This is a genomic window from Agrobacterium sp. LY4, assembly GCF_001526585.1.
In the GTDB taxonomy this organism is placed as follows: Bacteria; Pseudomonadota; Alphaproteobacteria; order Rhizobiales; family Rhizobiaceae; genus Agrobacterium; species Agrobacterium leguminum.
On the sequence record NZ_ASYA01000001.1, the window covers coordinates 374,781 to 396,721 of the forward strand.

Sequence of the window (21,941 nt, forward strand, 5' to 3'; positions counted from 1 at the left end):
TACCGTAAAATGGCACTGACAGACATTCAGGTTAAGAACGCCAAAGCCGACAGCAAACCGCGCAAGCTATCTGATGAAAAGGGGCTTTACCTCTACATATCGGTTGCTGGCGGCAAGTCCTGGCGCTTCGATTACGATTTTTTTGGAAAGCGAAAAACACTGACGATTGGAGCTTACCCAACTGTGGGATTGGCGGATGCCCGTCGATTGCGCGACGAGGCCAAGAAAAAGCTGGCCGAAGGTTTGGACCCATCGCTTGCCAAAAAACGCGAACACCTTGCCGCAAAAGCCGCTGCCGGAAACACTTTCGGTGTCATTGCGGATGAGTTCATTGAAAAGTTGAAACGGGATAGGCGCGCAGAGCCCACCATCACGAAAAACAAATGGATGTTGAAGGACCTCGCCGCGAAGCTGGGGCCTTATCCGGTTACTCAGATCACGGCGCGTGACGTTCTTGGAGTGCTGACCGGTATCGAAAAAAGTGGCCGTGTGGAGAGCGCTCTAGCTACGCGCGCTGCCATTGGACGTGTGTTTAGATATGCCATCGCCACGGCAAGGGCGGAGAATGATCCGACGTCGGCATTACGGGGGGCTCTCCAACGCCATGTGCCGGTCAACCATGCGGCCTTAACCACGAAGGCTGAGATGGGAGGCTTGATGCGGGCAATTTACGGCTACGAGGGGTGGCCGTCGTTGGTCGGGGCGTTGAAAATCCAAGCGTTATGTTTTGCCAGACCCGGTGAAACGCGTTCGATGGAGTGGACTGAACTCGATTTTGATAAGTCAGTTTGGACCATACCCGCAGAGAAAACCAAAATGCGCCGGGAGCACCACGTGCCGCTTTCCAAGCAAGCGGTTGAGGTTCTAGCGGAGATGAAGGTATTGTTCGGCGATAAGCCATATGTGTTCCCGTCGATGATGTCCGGAAAGAAAGTTTTGTCAGAGAACTCTATGAACTCGGCTTTACGGCGGATGGGGGTAACTGAAACCCAACACACCGCTCATGGCTTTCGCTCTTCCGCGAGTAGCATTTTGAACGAATCTGGTGAGTTCAGTGCTGATGCTATCGAAGCTCAGCTGGCGCACATAGAGGGTTCAAAGATTAGAAGAGTGTATAATCGCGCCACTTACTGGGAAGAGAGAGTTCGCATGATGAACTGGTGGGCAGACACGCTCGATCTTGAGCGAAGGGGGTAATAAGAGGCTGATTGCGATTTCCAAAGAAGTGGAACGATGAGAAGATACTATTTAATTAGGGGTTGCTTTTCGCTATTCTAAGTTTAGAGAATCAACCACCGGATGTTTACACGTGAGCAAGCCCTATATCGATATCGCTTTCATTACTCCCCTTAAAGAAGAGTTTGAGCGGTTAACAGCTAAGTTTCCCACTCAAAATGACATGGTTGAGGGGACTATTTATATCGCTGATCTTGTTCTTGGCGCTGGTGACCTTACTGCGGTGGTTGCGCTGCAAGATGATATGGGGAAGGCGGCGGCGAGCCGAGCCGCATCAACATTGCTAGCGAAGTACGATATTGGAGTTATCTCAGTCATAGGAATTGCTGGTGGGCTTAGCAACGACGTCGGTATCGGTGACGTGTGCTTTACTGGCCCTCTGCTTGACGTACTGGAGAACTCCAAGATAAGTGAGACAAAGAAAGGCGTGATAAAGATAGAGTTTAATCTTATACCCTATAAAACAGATCCACATTTGAGCTTTTCATTCAAGTACTCGTCATTCGGCAGTGACATTAAAGACGAATTCGAACATTGGCAGCTGGAACGTTTCTACGCATCTAAGGAGCTCGTTCCGGGAGAATTCATAGGCAGAAAAAATAAAAATGAGTTGATAGGGATTCCACGCATACATGATGGAAGTATAGTTTGTGGGTCTGTCTCGAAAAGTGACTTGTATAAAAGCAATGTCGTGGGGATAGACCGGAAATTATTGGCGGTCGAGACCGAAACTGGTGGCGTGTTCTCTGTTGCAGATTCGTTTGGGGTCCCTGTAATCACGGTTCGTGGAATCTGTGACTATGCAGACGGCAATAAAAATAAGCTCGAAGAGGCGACCGGGGGAGCTACTCGTACGATCGCAGCGGACAACGCTATGAGTTTCATGGCGTTGCAACTGCGTAACCCGCAATTCAAGAAATTTATCCAGCAAAGACGAGATGCCATCGATGGCAGGGCGATATTAGCAGCGCGGAAGCAGGCGGAACTCGACCTCGTACCCAACGCCCTCAATTTACTTAAGGATGAAGTTCATTCTCAGTTGTCGAAGTTGTCACCTGAGTATCAAGGGAAACCAGCTGGGTATAGGCTGCCTTTGCCTCGGGTGAGGCCCTCAGCGACAAACGCCACTATTAGCCCGTCGACGCAAGCATTTGATCCATTCGATATTCTCGAAGCTTCAGCAAGGCATAGGTCGGCATTGATTTCAGTACCTAAAAATTATCCCGATAATGGCCTGCCTTGGATTGTAGCGGGCGAACTAAGCCTCATTGAAATAAATGGAAGACAAGCGGTACCAGTCGTTATCAACGGCGATCTGATAAAGCCTCCGAGCGGCACATTCCAATCCCAAACCGTCGTGGATTTGTCGGCGTTGAACGGGCGGACGGACGCAAGGCCGGTGTTTGTAATATATGATTATCCAGAAGGTTCGAAAAGTCGTAACGACCAATTGCAGGCTGAGCAAGACCGCTATGAGGAAGCGCATTTTGTATTTATTAGCAAAAATAAAGCTGCAACGACCGATCGAACGTCGTTACATTTGGCGGTAGGGGCGGAGCGTTTCGATCTTTGTGAGATTTCCTTCGCTGAACTCTCGTTCTTTTTTCAAAGAACGTTTAAGTTGGCAGATCAGCAGGCAAGCGTTATCGCCCTTCGAATGCAAGATATGTTTGAGAAGTTCGAACTAAATGCGCATCCCACCTATTTTGCAGGACTGAGTTTTGAAGTTCTTGCGTCGCTTCTCAAAGCAAATAGACGCGCAGAGCTACTTCAACTTGCTGTAGGAGGTTTTTTGAGTTTCGTTGTTGCGGGCGATGAAGACCGTATAGTGCTGAGTAGAACGACGCGAGAGCAGTTTCTTAGAAAGCTAGCCTTTCGGATAGAAGTTTCAGGAGAAGAATTTACTCGCCCACAGTTGATCGATTTTGTTGAGAAATTCGCTGAAGAGCGAGATTTTGAAATCGATAGCATCTTATTTATTAAAGCGTTCCAAGATAAGGGTATCATCCATTTCGAAAATTCTAAAGTTCAGATTTCTTTACCATTCATATCGTCATACTTGTTAGCTGCGGAGTTAAAGGATAATCCGCAAGATGCGTTGATGTACTTTAATTTGGACTCGGATTATTTCGATTTCCCGACTTTTGACATTTACTGTGAATTATCGACCGGTGGAGAGTTAAGCGCGAAAATATCGAAACGGCTCTCTGAGGTCATCGATATTTATAATGATGGACGACCTAATCAGCATATATTGCTTACCAACGATATTCGTCCGGTTCTTGTCGATCATCCTCGTCGATTTGCTTCGCTCGAAGAACAAATTCGTAACGCAGTCCGAGATGTAATTGACGATCGACCGAACAGCGTAGAGAAACAGCGAATTATTGATATCGCCTCACGTGTGGAGACGAGTGCGCGTGAGGCGCAAAAGGAGGCCGAACAAGAGGTCGATTCAGGTGACAATTACCAAGACATTCGTCGATTAGTCAGAATTTGGACGATAGCGATCGTATCGCTTGGCTCTGGTTCCGAGCAACTGGGTCGCTCCGCAAAACGTGAGCTTGCAGAGTTGGTGGTTAGAGCCGGTTCGGTCATTCTTGATGCTTCGCTGCGGGTTTTCCCTAGCGCCCGCTTCGAAGCTCTTAAGGCCGAACTCAAAGCCGACGAAAATGTCCGAAGCAGTTTTGGAATCGGTGAAGACGAAGCAATTGATGAAGAGAAAAGAGAATTACTTGGCGCACTCGTTGATGCCTATGAGTTTTCACTTCTTGGGTTTCCAATGCGCGCTGTCTTTGAGCAGCTTGGCAATTTCGCCGGTCAGTCTGTGTTACGCGCAAGCGTGGCAAACGTGCAAAGTGATAATATGATGGAGCAACTTGTTGCTCGTATATGGGCGGCCGAAATCGATGCTGTGAGCGAGCGGTCTTCCTTGCTAGCTGCGATTAATGCTCTTCCTCCGGTGCCATTTTTGAGGCATTCTCTGTCGACTTATTTTATGACACGCGTTTTTTGGAACCATTGGGAGCCAGCGAACCGTCTAGCATTGTTGGACGCCGCAGAAGAGGCTTTGAAGCCTTTGAGTAATGGCTTCGATAAGGGACGTCTGAAAAGGATGGTGAGCGGGGCAGGCGCGGATAAAGATTAGCGTATATCATCAAGAGTCTCGCGAAGAATTCTATATATTTGCATCCTTGAGCATCCGAGATGTCGCGCTATTGATGTGATATTTTGATTTTGGCCGTAAAGGGAAAGCACAGCTTGTTTATCGATACGTGCTTTCCCTCCCTTGTATACACCGTTAAGTTTGGCTGAAGCGATGCCTTCTCGTTGACGCTCTTTTATAAAGCGCCGTTCCATCTGCGCAACCATCCCTAACACAGTCAAAATGATGCGCCCCATTTCACCTTGGGTCGACACACGGGGATCAAGGACTGTGACGAAAGCCCCTCGCTGCTGACAGTCATGTACGATATTGAGTACGTCTCTGGTGTCTCGACCAAGGCGATCTAGGCGCGTGACCACAAGCTCGTCGCCTTCTCTTAAGAACTCGATGACTGTTGCCAGTTCGGAGCGACCTTCACGGCTACTGCCCGAAATTTTTTCGGAACGAATTATTTCACAACCTTCGTGTCGAAGGCGGTCGAACTGAACCTGCAAATCCTGATCAAGCGTACTGACCCGGGCGTAACCAATGCGCGCCATATGTGTAACCTCAAGTTTTAGGCCCGAGGCTACCCTGTCACAAATAGTCGCCGTCAACCCAGATGTTACATGGGTGGCTGTAACCACCGACCGGTCACATGAGGGTATACCCTGATGCGACCCGTCGTCGTCGTATTTGTGGACAGTCAGGTTCTCTTATCAAGCGACGGATTGCGCCCCATTCCGGACGTTAGCATAGCAATTACACGCTCCCTAAAGCAGTCTTTTCGCTTATCAGGCCTTCAACGATCGTTAAGGGATGGGAAATTGACTGGCAGGTTTCGGGCGACGGCGGCGGGAAAGCTGCATCCCACCGGGCCAGCGAGCTTTGGGCGGCAGTGCACTTACATCGCCACTCCTTCATTCCTGCCGCTCCTCAGGAGTGAACATCGCGTGTATCGATGGAGGGTCAAATTAGCCCTCGTTCTTTGATATTAACGGTTTTACAGAACGCAAATATCTGTACGGGTTGGCTTCGAAGCTATCCCGCCCCCAAATGACCTTAATTGAAGGATTGCTAAACAGGCGAGCGGGCCTCATCATCGTGACCTCGGCAGCAATTGCAACGGGCGCTGCCGCCGGGGGCTTTAATGCCCGCGCCCGCAATCTGAAAGGAGGACACCATGTCTTCCAGCGTTCACGCCGTCGATTTCGATCCCGGCAGCAATCGTATTCTCAACCAGATGCTTCATAAGGCCGGATATGTAACGGCGAGGATGAAACCGCTGTCAGGAGCGCTTTCAAGTCAATCGCGCACTGTGTTGCTCCGGTTCATGTCCGGAGTCATTCGCCAGCGAGACGATGGTTTTCCGTTGGGACCGGAGTCCATTTCTGCTTTCGGACGACCGTGATTCCATAGGTGAACCTCGTGTCTGGTTACGCTCCCAGCTCCGTTTCCGCAGTCGAGGCTGTGAAACGGCTTAGGAAAATACAACTAAATGCTGAGAATATTGGTGAGAAAAAACTAAAAGTTGACAATCGCATATGAGCGACCTATATGTTGATTGTCGATATTTGCTTGCTTAGCTTTGGTTATCGCGCGTCTGGCACCGTGCCCTGAACGAGCCTTTTCTCTCAAAAATCGCTATCGCATCTGCAGCGCCGCAGGCGTTGTGGTCCTCTTATTGCTATGAAAGGGTTCATCATGACCACTGGCACAGTTAAATGGTTCAATTCCACGAAGGGCTTTGGCTTCATCCAGCCTGACAATGGCGGCACCGACGCGTTCGTGCATATCTCGGCCGTCGAGCGCGCCGGAATGCGCGAACTCATTGAAGGCCAGAAGATCGGCTACGACCTTGAGCGCGATAACAAGTCGGGCAAGATGTCGGCTTGCAACCTCCAGGCCGCTTAATCATCCCGGTATCCGCTCTCCGTTGACCACGGATGTACTGGCACTGGCGAGAGCATGATACCAGCAAGGTCAGGCAGATTGCCTGACCTTTTTTTGTTGCCACGGCGGCGTTCAATCTGGAAAAGCCATGTCACAGACACACAGCAAATCCCGGCAGAAGGCGGAGATTGCCTTCGCCAATACTCAATCGCAATTCTTCGCGCGTAACAGCGCCGTCGAGGAACTCGATTCCCTCGTTCTGGCCCGCGAGGAAAAGACGAGGCGGCTTCGTGAAGCGCGACTTGCGAAAGAATTGAAGGACCGTGAGGCGACGACAGCCTCTCTTCTCACGAAACGACGGGCCAAGACGGTCTGATCTGCCCAGGAAGAGTGGGGCGCGGACGGGATAAAACACGACGAGGCCGCCCGCAATCGGCGGTACGCCAATCGCAAGGCAAGGCGGTTATAGCAAATGGCTTGGTCACGTGAGATCATCAATCAGGCTCTGTCCGCAGTTTCTTTCAAACCGTTGCACTCCGCAACCGAAAGGGATACCTATGGCAGACAGTATCGGCGAACTTCAGGCACTCAACACGGCATGGCAGATCGCAATCCAGGAAATCCTGCGGATGGTGATCCGAGACATGTATCATGCGGCCGGAGAGGAAGCCTTTCTGGCGAACATCAAGCGGATCGAAGAGGCCGCCGTCGACAGCATTTATGCAGACCTGCGGCTACGCGGGACGAATGAATGGACGGAAGCGCTTGTCAAGGATAATGCGAGTAACTTTGTAACCACGCTGCTGACATCGTTCACATATGATCGAATCTAGTGGAAGATCGGGCCGTGAGCCGCATCGCTGCTGTTTCGTATGAGCATGTTGATAAGTTCGCCTTTGCGCGCGGCAAGTCGCTGGCGAGCGTCTGCTTTCAGGAATTATATGGGAGGCTCACGGCCCTAACGTCCGAACGGACGCCTATGGCGGCAAGATGGAAAACCGCGCGCGTCTGATACTCGAGGTCACGGCCACGGTGGTGCAGGAAATCGGCGGCGAGCGCACGGGTGTGCCGGATTTCGCCAGTTTCGCCTACAAATAGTATTTCCTGTAGCGGTCCCCAGACGCAATACGAGTATATCATCAATCGACTTGATGTTCTCGGCATCACCTGCATTCACGTCGTTGAAGGCGCGACGGGCCGCCCGCGCGACGTCGCACCCTTCGAATACGGATCGCTCCGCCGCCGCTTCAGCAGGACATATATCGCCAATAATCGCTATGACCTCGACCTTGCGACGCCGCATCGGGCCCATGGCAAGGCAGATCTGATCGCCTTCGGACGCCCGTTCGTCGCCAATCCGAATCTCGTCGAACGACTGCAAAGCGACCCCGGCTGAGATCCGGTCATGCTGTATGGCGGCGGCGCTGCGGGTTATATCGATTATCCCGCTTCATCGGGACTTCCGGCAGTGAGCCATCAGGGGGCGTACTTCGGGGGAGCTCCTGCGATATCGATCATCATCAATCTCCGATAATTCCCAAGGCTGCGTAGCCGGATGCCGCGCCATATCAAAAAATCTCTGGCCACCGTCGCCTCAAAGGACACCTGTCCGCACCCATGATCCATAGCACAGAGTGAAAACAGAGAGCATCAAGTTTTGTGATGGGGTTGATGAAATCAAGGGCGGAGTCTGCAGGCTATTTTTCGTCGGGGAAAAATCTTATGAGCTGTGTCTTCGTAAGCGTATCTCGACTCGCTGTATCAGAGGAGATGCAATGTTCAATATTTGCGCGTAAATCTGCCGGCACTTCTGGTCCGCCGGCTTTCAAGAGCTTGTCGCTCATCGCGAGAAGAGTCGCCAGTTCCACACCGCATCGAGACGCAGACATAACTACTCCTCCGGCCGGACTGGATCGCATTTCTTCAAGGTCTTTGCTGCCGGTATAAAGCGTCAACAAATACCAGATCAGAAAGAAAGCGGACCAAAGCACCATACTTCCAAGAACATACGCGCGCACAGGTGTTTCCCCGCTATCTGCCGAACCCCGGAAGACCTTGGATTGCATATCTCGGGAGTGGTCTGCGAGATGGCACACGTTCCCGTTTCTGTACCCCGAACAGGAACAGCATTTCTCCTTTGAGTTTGGAAGGGTCGGTCATTCCACCCTGAAAAAGATCGATTATCTTGCGGGTGGCCTTGTTGAATGACCGGTCGTCAGCCGAGCGCGTGTCGATTTCAAAGCCGGCATCTGACAACAGGGACAGCAACATATTCAGATCGTGAGACGAAATCGGGCCGTATTCTTGTGTGGAAGACATCGTGTCCTCCTTTCGTTGGGGCCAAGGGATTTCACCTTGAAGCGGTAACGCCCTTTAAAAAAGCTACCGAAGGAACGAGCCTGCGCGTTTTGAGGTTCATTAGCAAGGGAATTCCAATGTGCTAGAACGCAGCCGCCGCTCAATAATGACCAGCGAATGGCTGGTGAACTTCGCTGGAGCTTTCCAAAACCGTATTCGCTTGCGTCTTAAGCTATTCAGGCGCACTGTAAGGCGTCGGTAGCGATGTCACGGGCACTACTGGTTGAGGGTCGGTTACCCTAGCCCCAACGAGAGGAGGACATTATGTCTTCCCACCCCAGTTTTGCAGCCATCTCCCCCAAAGAGATGGAGATGATCCAGTCAGTTTTGAAGAGTGCGGGCTATAACGCCACATTGCTGGGCAATGACCAGCGACAATTCAACACGGCCGCGTTTCTTGTAATGAGACTGTTTCTTGCGGGAGAAACATCTGCCGATGCTCTCGCAGCACAATTGAAACGCCGTCTTGGGAATGCGGACTCACTCAATCAATCCTACCAATCACGGCCTGTCCTTGAGACCATCAGAAGTGTCCCGCGCAACACGATATACGTCCTCAGCTTTTTCAGGAAGGCCAGTGGTCGATCAATTGGGGCTAATGAATAGCCCTGGAAGAGCGAAGCCGGCGCGCTATAGGCAATCTCTTTGTTAATCCTTCTCAGGGGGTCGAAATCCACTTAGTGGAGAGCGATGACGGTCAAGGATAAACGTTGCGGCGCGGTGTGAATGACGTGTCAGGAAAGAGTTTAAGGGTATGAAAGAAAGAACGACATACAAAGAAATCACCTTCGCGAATCCGTTCGTATTGGATGGATTAGTAGTACCTTTGGAAGCTGGAACATATCGTCTGGTCGTTGATGAACAGCTCATTGAAGGTCTCAGTTTTCCTTCGTATCAACCCGTCGCAACACACCTTGAGATACCTGCTATCTCCGCACAATTAGTGAAGCGCCAGTTTTTGCAGGTGTCCGCGGAGGAAATAGAAGTGGCGCTGCAAAAGGATATCGAATCGCAATGCGGTGAGTCAGACCAGTGATCAACGTTTCACAAGTTGGCCGGCGATTGCGCTGGTCAGTTATGGGCAAGCGGTAATACAACGCCAATTGCGCTGCTTAGTTTTCTCCAGCAGAAATCTATCTCTGGCGTAGCACGGGCGAGCGCAGAACGAGTAAGGATATTCCTGTGTTACGCGCCTTCAGAGGCAAGAAGCTGATAGTGGTAGAGCGGCGTCCGTCGTTGACGGCGGCGTGCCATGCGCAACTTACTGTCGCCGGAGCCACCGTTGCAGGCCCTGTTTCTTCTGTCGAGCAAGTCTTGAACCTGTTGGAAGCCGGCGATGTCGACGGGGCAATTATTGACGTCAAAGTTGACGTAGAAATGATGTTACGCTTAGCCATGCTACTGGAATCAATGGCGACGCCGTTCGTTTTCGCATCTTTCATCGATGTGAACTCGGAAGGCTACTCTTTTGGTGGTGATAGGAAGCATCTCCGCAAGATAGCCGACGTTCTTTTTGGCTCGCCTGGACCGGCGTCAACCCTCCATTAACGTGGTCCCGTTGCATAGATGGTGTGGTTGATGGTCCACCCACCCCGCGCGTTCTTGTCAGAGGATGGCCGGATTAAACACAACGGGTGAAAGGACGGCGGCATGACATCAAATACTATGAGGGGGATCGATTTCGCGAAGAACGTTTTCCAAGATTCATGGAGCTTCGCTTTCCGAAGAGGTCAAGTTTCGGCGGAAGCTATCCCGGCAGCATTTCCTAGTTTGTAGCCGGGCAGGGCGTTTCGATAGTCGTAATGGAGGCTTGCGGGATGGCTCGTTACTGGTCACACGAACTGACGAAACTCGGCCATGAAGTACGGCTGATAACACCACAGTATGTGTGTCCATTCGTAAAGCGCGAGAAGAACGATGCTGTGGATCGCACTATGACCTCTATGACAAACCGGAGCCGGTCGAAAAAGCGTTGGCGAAACTGATCCCTTTCTACACGGAAAACCTCTGAGCATGGCTAAATTGCCGCCATGTTACAATGGCGGCACCTCTGCATGCGCAAACGAGCGGCATCAAACGTCTGTTTGGAGGTCTGGTAACTGAAAGACAGCTATCCGATAAATGCGTCCACCACCGGACAGTCCGCTCCCAGCCTTATTCAATACATGTTGAGATTTTAGCGCACCTGCTCAAGTGGCGGACGACAGCACGGCTTCGGAGCGTCTGCATTCGTCGCATCTTTCTCAGGTAGACATGCACGGTGGCGTGGAAATACCTGATGACCTTATCTATCCGTATCTTCCAAGCAGGCATTCAGCTGCCAAAACGCGCCTAACGCTCCGTCTAGATCGGTGGTAATGACTGTGCCCTTGTCATCGGTGATAGTAAGCGTTTTTTGACCCGATATCATCTGGTCCACAAAAGCCGTTTTGAAACCGGAAAAACTGTGCCAACCGAAATAGTCGTTAGGCTCACCTTCGGAACTGACGGGCGGTTCATTGTCAACCTTCCACGAGCTTTTAACAATACCGCTAAAGCTACCGTTCTCGATAAAGCCTTCGAGATCATGTCCACGTGCCTTCATAAACCCAATCGTGACATCGCCGCCGTTCTTTTTCTCCGCGTAGCAGGTTTCGCCCCAATCCTCCTCGCGCCTGCTGAACTCCCACGCTGTGGGTGTCGAAGACGCTGAAGCGTCGGTTTTGGGTGGGGCCGCGAAAGGTGACGTCGCTTCGTCTTCCGATGAGAACAGTTTAGGCCCCAGCTGCTTCAATGCGACGTCGCAGTCATTCAGTCCCTCGTTCAGCGCGTAATAGTCCCGCTTATTGATGGCTGGAATAATCCAAGGCTGCTCGTTGCCTTCGAACTTAAGTGCCATTGCTGAGGGCAGTTTAGGAGAGAACGCGAAGCTTGTTGCCAGAGCAATGCCAATGGCGCCGTCTTCATCCTCAGGATAGCTAACATATAACTCCTCTGGGGAAATCACATCCAGTTCATGTGGCGCCGGGCTAAGAAAGTTTACGCCAACCTTTACCTGTGTGGTTTTACCGACCGGCAGGTTCCAGCCGGTTTTTCGAATGCGAAGGCCGCGAGCGATCTTATCAACGCCAATCAGGCGCGTTTCAATCGACAAAGACCGGCTAGGCCACGCTGTCGTGCGCAGTACGCACGCCGGTTTTGCATCAGCCCCCTCAGGCTGAGTGAGCAGCAACTCCCAAGGAGTGCCCTGAAAGTAATAGGTTTCCTCCGCAGCCGCGACCGGGTTTAGCAACCCAGCGCCGAGCAGTCCGACAGCGGTCAGCGTCGTAAGTGTTTTAATGTGGCTCATGGCGCAACCTTCTTTCGCTTTGCTGAGCGCCACGTGAAAAATCCCATGACAGCAAGCACGAGAGCAATCACGCCCCATACCGACATATCGCCGAATGTACCTTGCGATGACGCGATGAAGGCCATCAAGGCCGACACGAAAAAGATGATGGCACCCACCAGCGGCAGGCCGAAAGAGAACGCGCCACCGATCACGAGTAGCACGCCCGTCAGCATTCCCACCGCGCCAGCGCTGCCTGTGGCTTGATCGTTCAGCAACCCGCTTCCCGCCGTCACCGCGCAGGATTGCAGCAGCACCAATATGCCGAGGAAGAGTCCAATAATTCCAACTGCGATTTTCATAGTACCCCCAATTTGACGCCGAGTAGGCAACCGTAAGTCGTTAACAGGAAATATGTCGTATATATTCGATGGATTAATGCCCGGCAAGATGCTCGCCATGCCGGGATGGAACATCGCGAACGCATTGGATGGAATCTCAGGAAGGTCAGGACCGCTAAGCGCGTTACGCAAGAGAATCTTGCTGTTGACGCAGGGGTAGACCGAACCACCATCAGCGGCATCGAGAGAGGCGATTTTAATGCCTCGGTCGATTTGCTCGCGCGGCTTGCCGACGCGCTCGCCATCGATATCTCCTTGTTCTTTGAAGTACCTGCTGAGGCTACCCCGCCTGAACCGCTGAAGGCGGGTCGCAAGCGGGGGCGCTGATCGCCGGTCAAGCTGAAAAGGTGCTTGACGATGAAAAGATGGAGCGCACTGGTCAGTACTCATCTGCCCGCATGACTGTGAGCACTCGGCAGGTTACATCGTCATCTGCCGGATCGGATGATCCGAATTGCAGGTCGAGATCGTAGTAGTCGATCTTCCAAAAGAACACGGCGTCTTCGAGTGTGACCGCGCCAAAATCGTGCTCGCCGTAAGGGTCGTTGTCTGGCGAGAAATCATCGAACGTCTGCACCGCCACTATGACCGCTCGCCGTTGTTCGTCGCTAAGGTTTGTGACGCCCGGTGTCAGCAGCACTCGTCCGTCGGAGAAGCTTTTTCGAAAAGCGTCGTTTTTATCGCGGATGGCTGCGGCCCGAGCGGCCGCATCCTGGCTGATGTTTTGTTCCATGGCGCAGCCCATGACGATCACTTCTCGACGTAAGCGGGGTGAATGAGGGCCACCTGATCGGTGCGGCGGGTGAAAGGCGGCATGTCGAGATAGTCGCGCCACTTAAGTCGAAGCCCGGTATCACCATCGATCTTGATGACGGTGGCTTCATACCACCCCTCCAGCGGACCTTCAGTCGCCAGCACGAGGCTACCCACCGTCAACTGGTCCCAGCTTTCGGGCATATTCTTGGGCGGAACAGGGTAGCTGGTTTCGGGGGCGGGTTTGTCCGGTACAACACGCGGTTGCTCCAGCCGTTCGCGTTCCTCATCGGATAGGTGAGCGGCAATCGCCTGATAGAGCTCCTGCTTCACAAACGGCACGAAGGCCTTGCCACTATCGAACAGCTTGCCCTGCGGCAACCGGCCGAGAAACGCCCTGAGTTCGTCGCCTTCCACTTTGAGCGCCACCATGCCCATCAGTTCGGCAGCCTTCTCAGCTGCGCGCGTATCGGTGGCAGGGAAGAATGAGGCGTGGGGCCTGCCGTTGTCGTCACGGCCGAGGATGATGACGGGGCAGGGCAGCGTGATGGCGGGTGCGGTGGTGGTGGGTGTAGTGGATGTGGCGGTTGAAACGTTCATGACTGTAGCTCTCCAAAACAAGAAGAGGGGCCAAACGGCCCCTCACACCGGCATCGCCACCGGCGTGTCATGGTATAGCATTACAACTAAAGATTGTCAAATTGCATGCTTGCAACTGCAATCGCGGGGCGATGTTGGTCTGGCAGACAACATTTCGAACGCGACCGCCGCTGAGCCTGAGCATCGGGCCATAGCCGCAAAAAAACCGATAATGGCACTGAATGTATTTTCTGAGAATGTCATCCTTAACGAATATAAAATATTATCACATTAGATTTATCAGTGCTGAAAATGAAACGGCAATCTTGATCGCCTTCAGCAGGTATTATGTCTTGGGATAAATTTTAGATATTTGAAAAGTTTCTTCCAGCGTATGCCATCTTGGTGCACCCGGCGAATGAGTTGCTCGTTGTTCCTCCTGATAAACGTCAATTATTGCGAGAGCGGCACATGAAACACATTTCTATCGTCGGGAAATTTCTTATTATTATGGCATGCTTCGGCTTGTTCTCTCTCGGGGTCGCCCTTTATTCCGGGATCCAGATTGCCAGTGTTGACGAAGACTACGGCGGCCTGATGGAAGGCGAATCAACCGCCGCCCTGTATTTGGCTCGCTCCAACCGCAACCTCCAGGCAGCACGAGCGTCCATCGGGGAACTTTTGATGTCGCGCTCGGCAGAGTTGCGTGAAAGGGCGGAGAAGGATATCAAGGACGCAGAAGCGAGCTTCGTGAAATACATGGACAAAGTTGCGGCTGCTGTTCCGCAGCGGGCCGAGATTGCACTCCTGAAGGCCGAAGGCCTCAAAGTCATGAAAGAGGCATGCGGACCGACGATTTTGGCGGCGCGAAACGCGACGACGGAGCAAGACATTGCCGCGTCACAGCAACTGTTCCTAAGCCAGTGTCAGCCTGCTTTCAGCGCGCTCACTCCGAAATTTACAGCTGCGACGAATGAAATCGTTGACGGTGCTGCGAAGACGGGGGAGGAGCTGTCCGCGCACGCCAGCAGCACAGTTACCAAGACACTTGCCGCTGTCATCCTTGGCTTGGTCATCGTTCTCGGCGTCGGCTTCCTTGCTGTCCGTTCCTGGCTGGTGCGTCCGATCCAGCGGATGTCCCTCACCATGAACGTGCTCGCCGGTGGCGATCTCAGCGCCAATGTCGATGGGACGGATCGCCGCGATGAAGTGGGGGGCATGGCGAGAGCGGTTCAGGTGTTCAAGGAAAATGGTTTGCGGGCAAGAGAACTTGAACAGGAAGCCGTTGCGACGCGCTCTGCCACCGAGGCAGAACAACAGCGGATCGCGGAACTTGAGCGTGAGCGCGCCCAGCAGATGGCACAGGCGACGTCGGGCCTCGCGGAAGGCCTGAAGCAGCTGTCGAGCGGGGATCTGACATTCCGACTGAACGAACCCTTTGCCAGTGACTTCGAAGCATTGCGGTCCGACTTCAACGCAGCCGTTGGTCAACTGGCGGACAGCCTGCGGTCGGTGGCGAACGCCACGGGATCGATCGATAGCGGCGCGCGCGAAATCAGCCAGAGTGCCGAAGATCTCTCAAAACGGACTGAGCAGCAGGCCGCGTCGCTTGAGGAAACGGCAGCCGCGCTCGACCAGATTACCACGAATGTTGCAAACTCCTCCAAGCGGACTGAAGAAGCGCGGCATGTGGCAATCGAGGCCAACAAGTCGGCGCGCCGCTCGGGTGAAGTTGTTTCGAATGCCGTAAACGCCATGCAGCGTATCGAACAGTCGTCTAACCAGATTTCCAGCATCATCGGTGTCATCGATGAGATTGCCTTTCAAACCAACCTGCTGGCTCTAAATGCCGGTGTGGAGGCTGCTCGGGCCGGGGAAGCAGGTAAGGGCTTCGCGGTGGTCGCTCAGGAGGTGCGCGAGCTGGCCCAGCGGTCGGCACAGGCAGCCAAGGAGATCAAGGAGCTCATCCGTAACTCAGTGGATGAGGTCAGTACGGGCGTAAAGCTGGTCGAGGAAACCGGTCAGGCGCTCAAGGTGATCGAGGAGCAGGTTGTTTCGATCAACACGCAGCTCGACGCCATCTCGACGTCGGCCAAGGAGCAGTCGATCGGTCTCGCTGAGGTCAATACGGCCGTCAACCAGATGGATCAGGTGACGCAGCAAAACGCAGCCATGGTCGAAGAATCAACGGCCGCCAGTGCTTCTCTCGCCAACGAGGTGGAGCGCCTGCGCGAGATCATCTCTGATTTCCGCGTCGGCGCCGAAGCAAGAGTTGAACCCGCCAGACCGACGCCGGCAAGAGCCGAACACAAGCCTGTCGCCTCTCCCGCCCGCCGCATGCTTGCGAAAGTAGCCGGAGCCGTTGGCCTCAGCAGCGGTGCGGCGGCGGCAGCTGAGAACTGGGAAGAGTTCTGACGTTCGCGAATTGCGCGGAAGGCGTCGCCTTATCGTGACCGGGGCCAACGATACCTCGGTCACGATCAACATATCAGCCATGAATGTTCTTGTGGTTGATAATCGGCTCCATTGAAACTCGTTTTCGTGCCGGTCCATAATCGGAAGTGACGATGGGTATCATTGCTACCGCAAGCAGTGCGGCGGTGCCGCGGTTGTTATCTGACCGTCACACTTCGCCTCTACCAGTGAACAATGCAACGTCAACTCTCTGTGTTGTTCCTTCTTGCGCTAACCCAAATCACCGGCTGGGGCGTTGTGAGCGTTTTGCCCGTGATCGCGACGACGGTGGCGGTAGAATTCCGAACCTCGCTGTCCATGATTTTTGTCGGAACCTCTGTGTTGTTCGTCGCGATGGGGCTCGCTGCCCCTTGGACAGGGCGTGCCTTTCGTAGGTTTGGGCCGCATTCCGTCATGGTTGCGGGAGCCGGGATGATCGCGGTCGGGCTTTGCCTGCTCGCTCTGTCTCCGGGCCTTTTGGCATTCTGGGCAGCTTGGGCAGTGATCGGGATTGCAGGCTCGATGTTCCTGACGACATCAGCCTACGCCTATATCGCGGACTACGCAGGGGATCGGGCGCGGAGCCTTATCGGTACGCTGATGCTGGTAACGGGTCTGGCGGGTAGTGTCTTCTGGCCCATCACTGCCTTTCTCGACGGTGTGGTTGGATGGCGTGCGACAGTTCTTATCTACGCTGGCGTCATGGCATTGGTCATTTGCCCACTTGTTTTAATCGGCCTGCCAGCGACCGGTGCCACGACCGCGTCATCCATCAACAAAAAAAGTGCTCGCAAGGGTCCTGTTTTTGCCCTTCTTGTGACCGCCATTGCTCTGAACAGCTTCGTTACCTTTGGCATTGAGGCAGTAGGTATTCAACTCTTACAGGCGATTGGAATGGATCTTGCCAAAGCTGTCGCGATTGCCTCGCTTCTGGGGGTGTTCAAAGTGGGCGGGCGCGTGATTGACTTGCTGGGTGGGCAACGATGGGACGGGCTGTCCACCGGGATCGTGTCCGGCGCAATGATCCCCGTTGGTCTTGCCGCAATGTGGATAGGCGGTCAGGGCTTCCTGTCGGTGGCTGGGTTTCTCGTGATCTTTGGCGTGGGAAGTGGGGCTTTCGCTGTCGCCCGAGCCACGATGCCCCTCGTTTTCTTTGAGAAGGCCGACTATGCCGCAGCAATGGCAACTATTGCCCTGCCAATGAATCTGATCAACGCACTGGCACCACCGGTATTGGCTGCGCTCATGGCGTGGATGGGGGCGCATGCGGTCTTTGCGGTGCTTGGAGTTCTCAGCGCGACGGCATTTATGGTTTTATGGCAACTTAAGCGGAAGTGGTCGTGGAGCACCGTAGCCGAGTGATTGCTAACGAAGAACTTTTGTTTCAAGGTCTTCAGAGAGGCAGGCGAGGAGGCGAATATCTGCGGCAGTGGGAAATTGACGAGTTAAAGAAGCCTGCATCCGATTAGCCAATCAAGCTTCTATATTTTTTTAAATTCATATTGAAACCGGTAGTCTCAAAGAGATTTTGAATGAGCCAAAAACGAGACAAAGCCGATTGTCGATCTGTGCCGGATCGGCCTACAGGCACAATTCTGCACTTTCGAAAAGACGGAAATCTACGCAAATGTTATGACGAAACCCATGGAAATCTGCGGGGGCGAGCTAGCATGCATAGAGCAGTTCAAGACAAGAACACCGAATATTTCCAACGGTGCGGCGAGGTGCTCAACATCCTGTCGAACGCAAAGCGCGTCGAGGTCGTACTGGCGCTGTCCAAGAATGAGCAGAGCGTGAAGCAGTTGGCTCATCAAGTCGATTTATCACAGTCCGCGCTTTCGCAACATCTCGCGAAAATGCGCGAGGCGGGTGTTGTTGAAACGCGACGTCACGGCCTTGTCGTCTATTATCGGCTGATAATGCCAGAGCTTATAGGGTTGCTGAAAGAGGTGGTACTTTTCGTGAAACTGAATTCAAAAAAGGCATGACCACCTGCATTACTCTCGTTGAGGAATCCTCTAACTTTCACTACCTGTGAATGCTTCCACCATCGCTGATGGCAGGTCAGATAGCAGCCAGACAGTCCGCATCGGAATGTTCTTCACCCCGCAGCTTTGCCAAGTCCTCATCCATTTCGCTGAGCCGCATCATATGTGCAGTGATCTGCAATGAGATGATGTGCCGATCATCTATCGAAAAACGTCCCACCTCTTGAGATTGTCTATGACCTCGATGAGGTCGAGGCGTTCTTGTTCAAGCTTCTCCAAGTTCCAGATCATCGCAGCCGGGCTCCCGTTTCGACTTGTCTGAAACGTAGCATGCCGGGATCGGTTCAAACCGATAAAATTTAGCGTAAATTTTATCTAAATTTCCGTTTCCGCTTTTCCAGATGAACCGCAGGTCAGCGCTTATCCGCGCCTGAAAGTCCGCCGTCAGCTGCAAAAATCCCCTAGAGACGCCGCCGTAAATAACGGTCGGCATAACGCCAATTACATTTGCAGGCCGCAAGGTCGTGCGTGGAAGCGCCACGCGGGACTTTGCCTGCTTCATCTGGAGACACAGATGCTGCGTTCGCAAGGGCAAAGCATATGGGCCAGCTGTACCCAAATTACCCTACAGACACACCCCCACACACAACCAAACCTAACCAAGGGAGATATGCTTATGCATACCCATACCCATACCCATACCCATACCCATACCCATACCCAGCAGCTACTCGATGCCTACACCCAGATGGTGGAAGAGAGAACAGTAGGGGGTTGGGAAACTTACATGGTCACGTTGATGTTCAACCCGTTGGCAGGCAATGAGAACGCCAAAAGGCAGCAGATGCGTCGGATTACGGAGAACTTGTATGCCCTCCTGTTGACCCGCTTCGTCAGGCGTCCTCACAACACTCCGATAGTAGAGATGCCATTCTGGCTCGCCAGTTATGACTGGCCAGTGCGGAAGCTGTCTGGCTGGACTACGGCTGACAGCATGATCAATGACGGAATGCATATGCACATTCTCGCGATGATACCGCCCAACGGACGTGAGGGCCGTCGTCTTACGGACGTTATTGCGAATGCACCGACAAGCTTCTTGATTGGAAAGACAGCGCCACTCTCCCGCATTCATGTCATGCCCATTGAAAAGACGTTGGCACGTGCGGCGGCATACACCCTGAAGTCAGTGGACAGAAAAAGAACGACCCCGGAAGACGTGATTATTCTTCCGAGGTCGAGGAGCGAGCTTAAGTAATACAGGTGATGAGGTAGATCAGCCTTTGTTCGATGGCACAACGGGTTTCACCTTGTGCACCAACAACATCAGGGGAACGTCGACTTTTTCAATGGTCGCCGTGATTTTGATTTTCTCACCCACCTTATAGCGGGTGGGAGAAGCTTTTGGACTTTTGCATTTCATTATAGCCTTCCAGGTGAACGCGGTATTGCTGGCCACGCGATCAGGCCGATCGGGATCAGGCGCCTGTTCAGTCTTCTTATCAGGTTCGGCCTTAACCGCACGAGACGCTTTAGGTGCCTTTTCGGTATCGTTTTCCTCAGGACGGTGACTTACGCCGCCGCCGTCCTTAGTTTCCTTTTTGTATTCCGCATATGCCGTGGCAAGATTCTTGAGACCGTCCTTCTTAAGGCGGTCTTTCAGCGCCTTACCCCTCAAGCCTTCTTCAATGGGGAGGGCGACGGCGTTGTAGTAGAAGCTCGCTTTCTTTTGAGCGCTCTTCCCGGGGCCTACCATGAACTTGATCGCAAAGCGTACGGCTTGATCGATTTGATCCTCCTTTGGAGGTGCCGTCTTTCCCCACGCATTCTGGCAGAAGTCTTTCCAATCTTTTTTGTTTTTTCCCAGCTTTAGGCCGATCTTGACGGCCTTCACGATGTCACTCCTGACGGCTTTCCGGTGCGCTTTTCGACGCTTCTTGAAGCTTTTATGGAGCTTCATGATCTGTTCAGTGAGCGTCAAAGACTTTTTCGGATCATCCGATTTTTTCTCTGCTGAGCTAGCGTGCTCTGCGTCCGGTTTTTTCGAAGTTGATGCGGAAGCCATATTATTTGCCCCCCTGTTCGATTTCACGCAGGAGGTCATGGATATCCTCGGCTTTCCATACGGTGACCCTTGGAGAGATTTTGAGCGGTTTCGGAAACTTGCCGTTTTTGACGCCTGCCCAGAAACCTGACTTGCTGATTGGCAGCGGCCCGCTGGGACCCACAATCTGGTTGAGGCGTACAAATCCCGTTTGAGGGAAGATCGGCGGTACACTGCGCTCGTGCAGTTTGTCGTTTTGAAAACCTATGTGCTTCATGTCTTTCGTCCTTTCGATCTTGAAGACGGAGAAAGAATGACGCGAAATTTATCGATTTAAAATTCTGTACATATCCATGGACAGGGCAGCCAAAAATGGACAATCTGTTTGTGTTTACTCTTTGATTATCTTTTGAAAAATTTCGTTGAAAGATGCAGCCTCTATATCGTTAAGCTTGGCAGGCGCAAAAGCGGTGGCTGGCCCGTCGCCAACTAGGCGCACGGTCTTCCGTTCGAGGTCGGTGTCGGTCATCCGTCCAAAGATGTGAGCTGCAATATAGCGAGTGCGGCGCATCCAAGTGTCGAGGTAAGGCTGGTGGTTTTGATATGAGAAGAGGCCATCTAGAATGAGTTGCAGCAACGTTTTTCGGTTTATGCGGATTGTTGAGGCCGCATACAGCAGCGCCAATGTTTGCTTGTTCTGGCTCCATCGTTGATGAAGCAACGACCGCGAGACGTATTTTTCTTTGTAAGGGAAGGAAGGGTTTTTATCTTTCAGCACATCCAACATGAGGACCGCTTTGTTGAGGCTCGGAAGAAATGGGCGGCCTCTTGCACTCGATCGATCAATAGCATGATGCAGAAAACGCATGGCGAGCACGCACGTATTTATCGATTTTTCATCCCGCTCGAATGTTGTCCAGAGTAGCTCCAAAGACGGATTTTGTGCGAAAGCTTGATAGCCACCCAAGCAGTCATAAATCTCGATCAAAAAGTCTAGGCTTGTGAGGATGTAACGAGCGGTTATGTCTCTCTCCAAGCTCAATTCGGCTTCGCCCAGTTTCCATTCAGCATCCTGCATGTGGTCAAGAGCTGCGTGCACCATGAGAATTTCTCGTACACGACGTTCTCGGGGCATAATCAGCCAGCCGCCGAAACTTGCGGCCAAAACGTCCTTGTAGCCAGGATAATACTCATGGTTGTCGAGTAGCACCTGCAAGATTTCCTTGGCTTTGTATTTGCCAACAAGCGCGAGGACAGTTGGGCGAACGTGATTGGTCGCTTGGTGTTCTGGAGCCCAACGCTGTTTCAGCGCGTTGAGAGCCGCGACGAGATCCTGCATTTCCTTTGATTCAATCACATCTTTGATGTCGACCATGCTATCTCGCCTACCTTGATGAACGAGATCAGGGTATCTGATTCATGGAAGTTATGCAGCTTGGCGCGCAACTAGTTTGACGGGTACTATTAAGATTCAACGGGCGAGGTATCGTCCAACAACATCCAATATATTTACGGTACATAACGCGGTAAAATTATACAACAAAAGAAAGTTATGGCGCTATTTCAATAGTTTGTATGAGCAATTTGATTCCCTTCACCCGCTCCAACGATGCCGCGATCCACGTGCCGGATATTGCGTCACAAGCCGAATGTGATCGGCATTGAGCTTGACGCTGAAGGGTGGGTAAATATCGAGGACCTGCTAGCAAGGCCCATATTCCCCTGATACCCGAACTTCTGCTTGAAGTTGTTGAGACCAGCGACAAGAAGCGCTTCGCCATTT

The 21,941-nt window shown here is 52.6% G+C and carries 27 protein-coding genes and 3 pseudogenes; 18 read left to right on the forward strand and 12 right to left on the reverse strand.

Annotated features, from left to right (window positions below; translation table 11 throughout):
* Nucleotides 1-9: 9 nt before the first annotated feature.
* Together L904_RS01855 and L904_RS01860 are read left to right on the forward strand one after the other, a co-directional pair.
* Nucleotides 10-1,197: an integrase arm-type DNA-binding domain-containing protein gene (locus tag L904_RS01855; RefSeq protein WP_059762453.1), complete on the forward strand. Its 1,188-nt coding sequence runs from the start codon at nt 10-12 to the stop codon at nt 1,195-1,197.
* A 112-nt stretch (nt 1,198-1,309) separates the two neighbouring features.
* Entirely contained in the window at nt 1,310-4,384 is a 3,075-nt protein-coding gene (locus L904_RS01860) for a hypothetical protein (protein ID WP_080707390.1), read from the forward strand.
* On the opposite strand, the gene L904_RS01865 is transcribed toward L904_RS01860, so the two are convergent.
* Nucleotides 4,381-4,941: a recombinase family protein gene (locus tag L904_RS01865; RefSeq protein WP_035265082.1), complete on the reverse strand. Its 561-nt coding sequence runs from the start codon at nt 4,939-4,941 to the stop codon at nt 4,381-4,383. The genes L904_RS01860 and L904_RS01865 overlap by 4 nt on opposite strands.
* A 623-nt stretch (nt 4,942-5,564) precedes the next feature.
* On the opposite strand from L904_RS01865, the gene L904_RS26615 reads away from it, so the two are divergent.
* The 5 genes and pseudogenes from L904_RS26615 to L904_RS01885 form a co-directional block, all read left to right on the forward strand.
* Nucleotides 5,565-5,792 (forward strand): hypothetical protein, encoded by a 228-nt coding sequence (locus tag L904_RS26615; protein WP_080707391.1) that lies wholly within the window; start codon nt 5,565-5,567, stop codon nt 5,790-5,792.
* Nucleotides 5,793-6,085: 293 nt separating this feature from the next.
* Nucleotides 6,086-6,295: a cold-shock protein gene (locus tag L904_RS01870; RefSeq protein ID WP_003519970.1), complete on the forward strand. Its 210-nt coding sequence runs from the start codon at nt 6,086-6,088 to the stop codon at nt 6,293-6,295.
* A 127-nt stretch (nt 6,296-6,422) separates the two neighbouring features.
* Nucleotides 6,423-6,650, forward strand: a complete 228-nt coding sequence (locus tag L904_RS01875; RefSeq protein WP_034499643.1) for a hypothetical protein — start codon at nt 6,423-6,425, stop codon at nt 6,648-6,650.
* 181 nt (nt 6,651-6,831) lie between these two features.
* Nucleotides 6,832-7,107, forward strand: coding sequence for a hypothetical protein (locus L904_RS01880; protein WP_003519968.1), 276 nt, complete (start codon nt 6,832-6,834; stop codon nt 7,105-7,107).
* Between the two features lie 121 nt (nt 7,108-7,228).
* Nucleotides 7,229-7,667: pseudogene (locus L904_RS01885) on the forward strand (oxidoreductase); the annotation flags it as partial.
* A gap of 304 nt (nt 7,668-7,971) precedes the next feature.
* On the opposite strand, the gene L904_RS01890 reads toward L904_RS01885, so the two are convergent.
* Nucleotides 7,972-8,292: a hypothetical protein gene (locus tag L904_RS01890; RefSeq protein WP_035265084.1), complete on the reverse strand. Its 321-nt coding sequence runs from the start codon at nt 8,290-8,292 to the stop codon at nt 7,972-7,974.
* A gap of 13 nt (nt 8,293-8,305) precedes the next feature.
* Nucleotides 8,306-8,593, reverse strand: coding sequence for a hypothetical protein (locus L904_RS01895; RefSeq protein WP_035265086.1), 288 nt, complete (start codon nt 8,591-8,593; stop codon nt 8,306-8,308).
* A 303-nt stretch (nt 8,594-8,896) separates the two neighbouring features.
* On the opposite strand from L904_RS01895, the gene L904_RS01900 reads away from it, so the two are divergent.
* The 4 genes and pseudogenes from L904_RS01900 to L904_RS27500 all read left to right on the forward strand — a co-directional run.
* Nucleotides 8,897-9,238, forward strand: a complete 342-nt coding sequence (locus L904_RS01900; RefSeq protein ID WP_003519959.1) for a hypothetical protein — start codon at nt 8,897-8,899, stop codon at nt 9,236-9,238.
* A 148-nt stretch (nt 9,239-9,386) separates the two neighbouring features.
* Nucleotides 9,387-9,668 carry a hypothetical protein gene (locus L904_RS01905; protein WP_035265088.1) on the forward strand — a complete coding sequence of 94 codons (282 nt, stop codon included), beginning with the start codon at nt 9,387-9,389 and terminating at the stop codon, nt 9,666-9,668.
* Between the two features lie 146 nt (nt 9,669-9,814).
* Complete coding sequence (locus L904_RS01910) at nt 9,815-10,180, forward strand: hypothetical protein (RefSeq protein ID WP_035265090.1); 366 nt, start codon at nt 9,815-9,817, stop codon at nt 10,178-10,180.
* 248 nt (nt 10,181-10,428) lie between these two features.
* Nucleotides 10,429-10,560 (forward strand): annotated as a pseudogene (locus tag L904_RS27500) (IS110 family transposase); the annotation flags it as partial.
* 356 nt (nt 10,561-10,916) lie between these two features.
* Here L904_RS27500 and L904_RS01915 read toward each other — a convergent pair.
* On the reverse strand, nt 10,917-11,993 hold the full coding sequence (locus L904_RS01915) for a hypothetical protein (protein ID WP_156428571.1): 1,077 nt from the start codon (nt 11,991-11,993) through the stop codon (nt 10,917-10,919).
* Entirely contained in the window at nt 11,957-12,301 is a 345-nt protein-coding gene (locus L904_RS01920) for a hypothetical protein (protein ID WP_003519955.1), read from the reverse strand. Before L904_RS01920 ends, L904_RS01915 begins: the two co-directional genes overlap by 37 nt.
* Before the next feature lie 105 nt (nt 12,302-12,406).
* Here L904_RS01920 and L904_RS01925 point away from each other — a divergent pair, with 105 nt between their 5' ends.
* On the forward strand, nt 12,407-12,667 hold the full coding sequence (locus L904_RS01925; protein WP_003519954.1) for a helix-turn-helix transcriptional regulator: 261 nt from the start codon (nt 12,407-12,409) through the stop codon (nt 12,665-12,667).
* A gap of 52 nt (nt 12,668-12,719) precedes the next feature.
* On the opposite strand, the gene L904_RS01930 is transcribed toward L904_RS01925, so the two are convergent.
* Nucleotides 12,720-13,085, reverse strand: coding sequence for a DUF3768 domain-containing protein (locus tag L904_RS01930; RefSeq protein ID WP_051671945.1), 366 nt, complete (start codon nt 13,083-13,085; stop codon nt 12,720-12,722).
* Between the two features lie 5 nt (nt 13,086-13,090).
* Entirely contained in the window at nt 13,091-13,693 is a 603-nt protein-coding gene (locus L904_RS01935) for a hypothetical protein (RefSeq protein ID WP_035265096.1), read from the reverse strand.
* Between L904_RS01935 and L904_RS01940 the strand changes: the two genes are divergently transcribed.
* The 4 genes from L904_RS01940 (at nt 13,692) to L904_RS01955 (ending at nt 18,114) form a co-directional block, all read left to right on the forward strand.
* Entirely contained in the window at nt 13,692-13,967 is a 276-nt protein-coding gene (locus L904_RS01940) for a hypothetical protein (protein WP_035265098.1), read from the forward strand. The genes L904_RS01935 and L904_RS01940 overlap by 2 nt on opposite strands.
* 176 nt (nt 13,968-14,143) lie before the next feature.
* Complete coding sequence (locus L904_RS01945; RefSeq protein WP_035265101.1) at nt 14,144-16,087, forward strand: methyl-accepting chemotaxis protein; 1,944 nt, start codon at nt 14,144-14,146, stop codon at nt 16,085-16,087.
* Nucleotides 16,088-16,321: 234 nt separating this feature from the next.
* A complete protein-coding gene (locus L904_RS01950) occupies nt 16,322-17,488 on the forward strand; it encodes an MFS transporter (RefSeq protein WP_059762448.1) in 1,167 nt (388 codons plus the stop codon).
* Nucleotides 17,489-17,796: 308 nt separating this feature from the next.
* A complete protein-coding gene (locus L904_RS01955) occupies nt 17,797-18,114 on the forward strand; it encodes a helix-turn-helix transcriptional regulator (RefSeq protein WP_035265102.1) in 318 nt (105 codons plus the stop codon).
* 76 nt (nt 18,115-18,190) lie between these two features.
* Here L904_RS01955 and L904_RS28300 read toward each other — a convergent pair.
* Nucleotides 18,191-18,405: pseudogene (locus L904_RS28300) on the reverse strand (hypothetical protein).
* Nucleotides 18,380-18,676, reverse strand: a complete 297-nt coding sequence (locus tag L904_RS27505) for a hypothetical protein (protein WP_059775485.1) — start codon at nt 18,674-18,676, stop codon at nt 18,380-18,382. The pseudogene L904_RS28300 and the gene L904_RS27505 overlap by 26 nt, the downstream one beginning before the upstream one ends.
* Before the next feature lie 114 nt (nt 18,677-18,790).
* Here L904_RS27505 and L904_RS01965 point away from each other — a divergent pair, with 114 nt between their 5' ends.
* Entirely contained in the window at nt 18,791-19,372 is a 582-nt protein-coding gene (locus tag L904_RS01965) for a hypothetical protein (protein WP_196248082.1), read from the forward strand.
* Between the two features lie 18 nt (nt 19,373-19,390).
* On the opposite strand, the gene L904_RS01970 is transcribed toward L904_RS01965, so the two are convergent.
* From L904_RS01970 to L904_RS01980, 3 genes are all read right to left on the reverse strand, one after another.
* The gene (locus tag L904_RS01970) at nt 19,391-20,179 is read right to left on the reverse strand and encodes a hypothetical protein (RefSeq protein ID WP_035265109.1); all 789 of its coding nucleotides are present in this window, start codon (nt 20,177-20,179) and stop codon (nt 19,391-19,393) included.
* A gap of 1 nt (nt 20,180) precedes the next feature.
* The gene (locus L904_RS01975; protein ID WP_051671946.1) at nt 20,181-20,435 is read right to left on the reverse strand and encodes an AlpA family transcriptional regulator; all 255 of its coding nucleotides are present in this window, start codon (nt 20,433-20,435) and stop codon (nt 20,181-20,183) included.
* 114 nt (nt 20,436-20,549) lie between these two features.
* On the reverse strand, nt 20,550-21,533 hold the full coding sequence (locus L904_RS01980) for a hypothetical protein (RefSeq protein ID WP_035265112.1): 984 nt from the start codon (nt 21,531-21,533) through the stop codon (nt 20,550-20,552).
* 234 nt (nt 21,534-21,767) lie between these two features.
* Here L904_RS01980 and L904_RS28580 point away from each other — a divergent pair, with 234 nt between their 5' ends.
* Nucleotides 21,768-21,884, forward strand: coding sequence for an RNA 2'-phosphotransferase (locus tag L904_RS28580; RefSeq protein WP_197416735.1), 117 nt, complete (start codon nt 21,768-21,770; stop codon nt 21,882-21,884).
* The last annotated feature ends 57 nt before the right edge of the window (nt 21,885-21,941 follow it).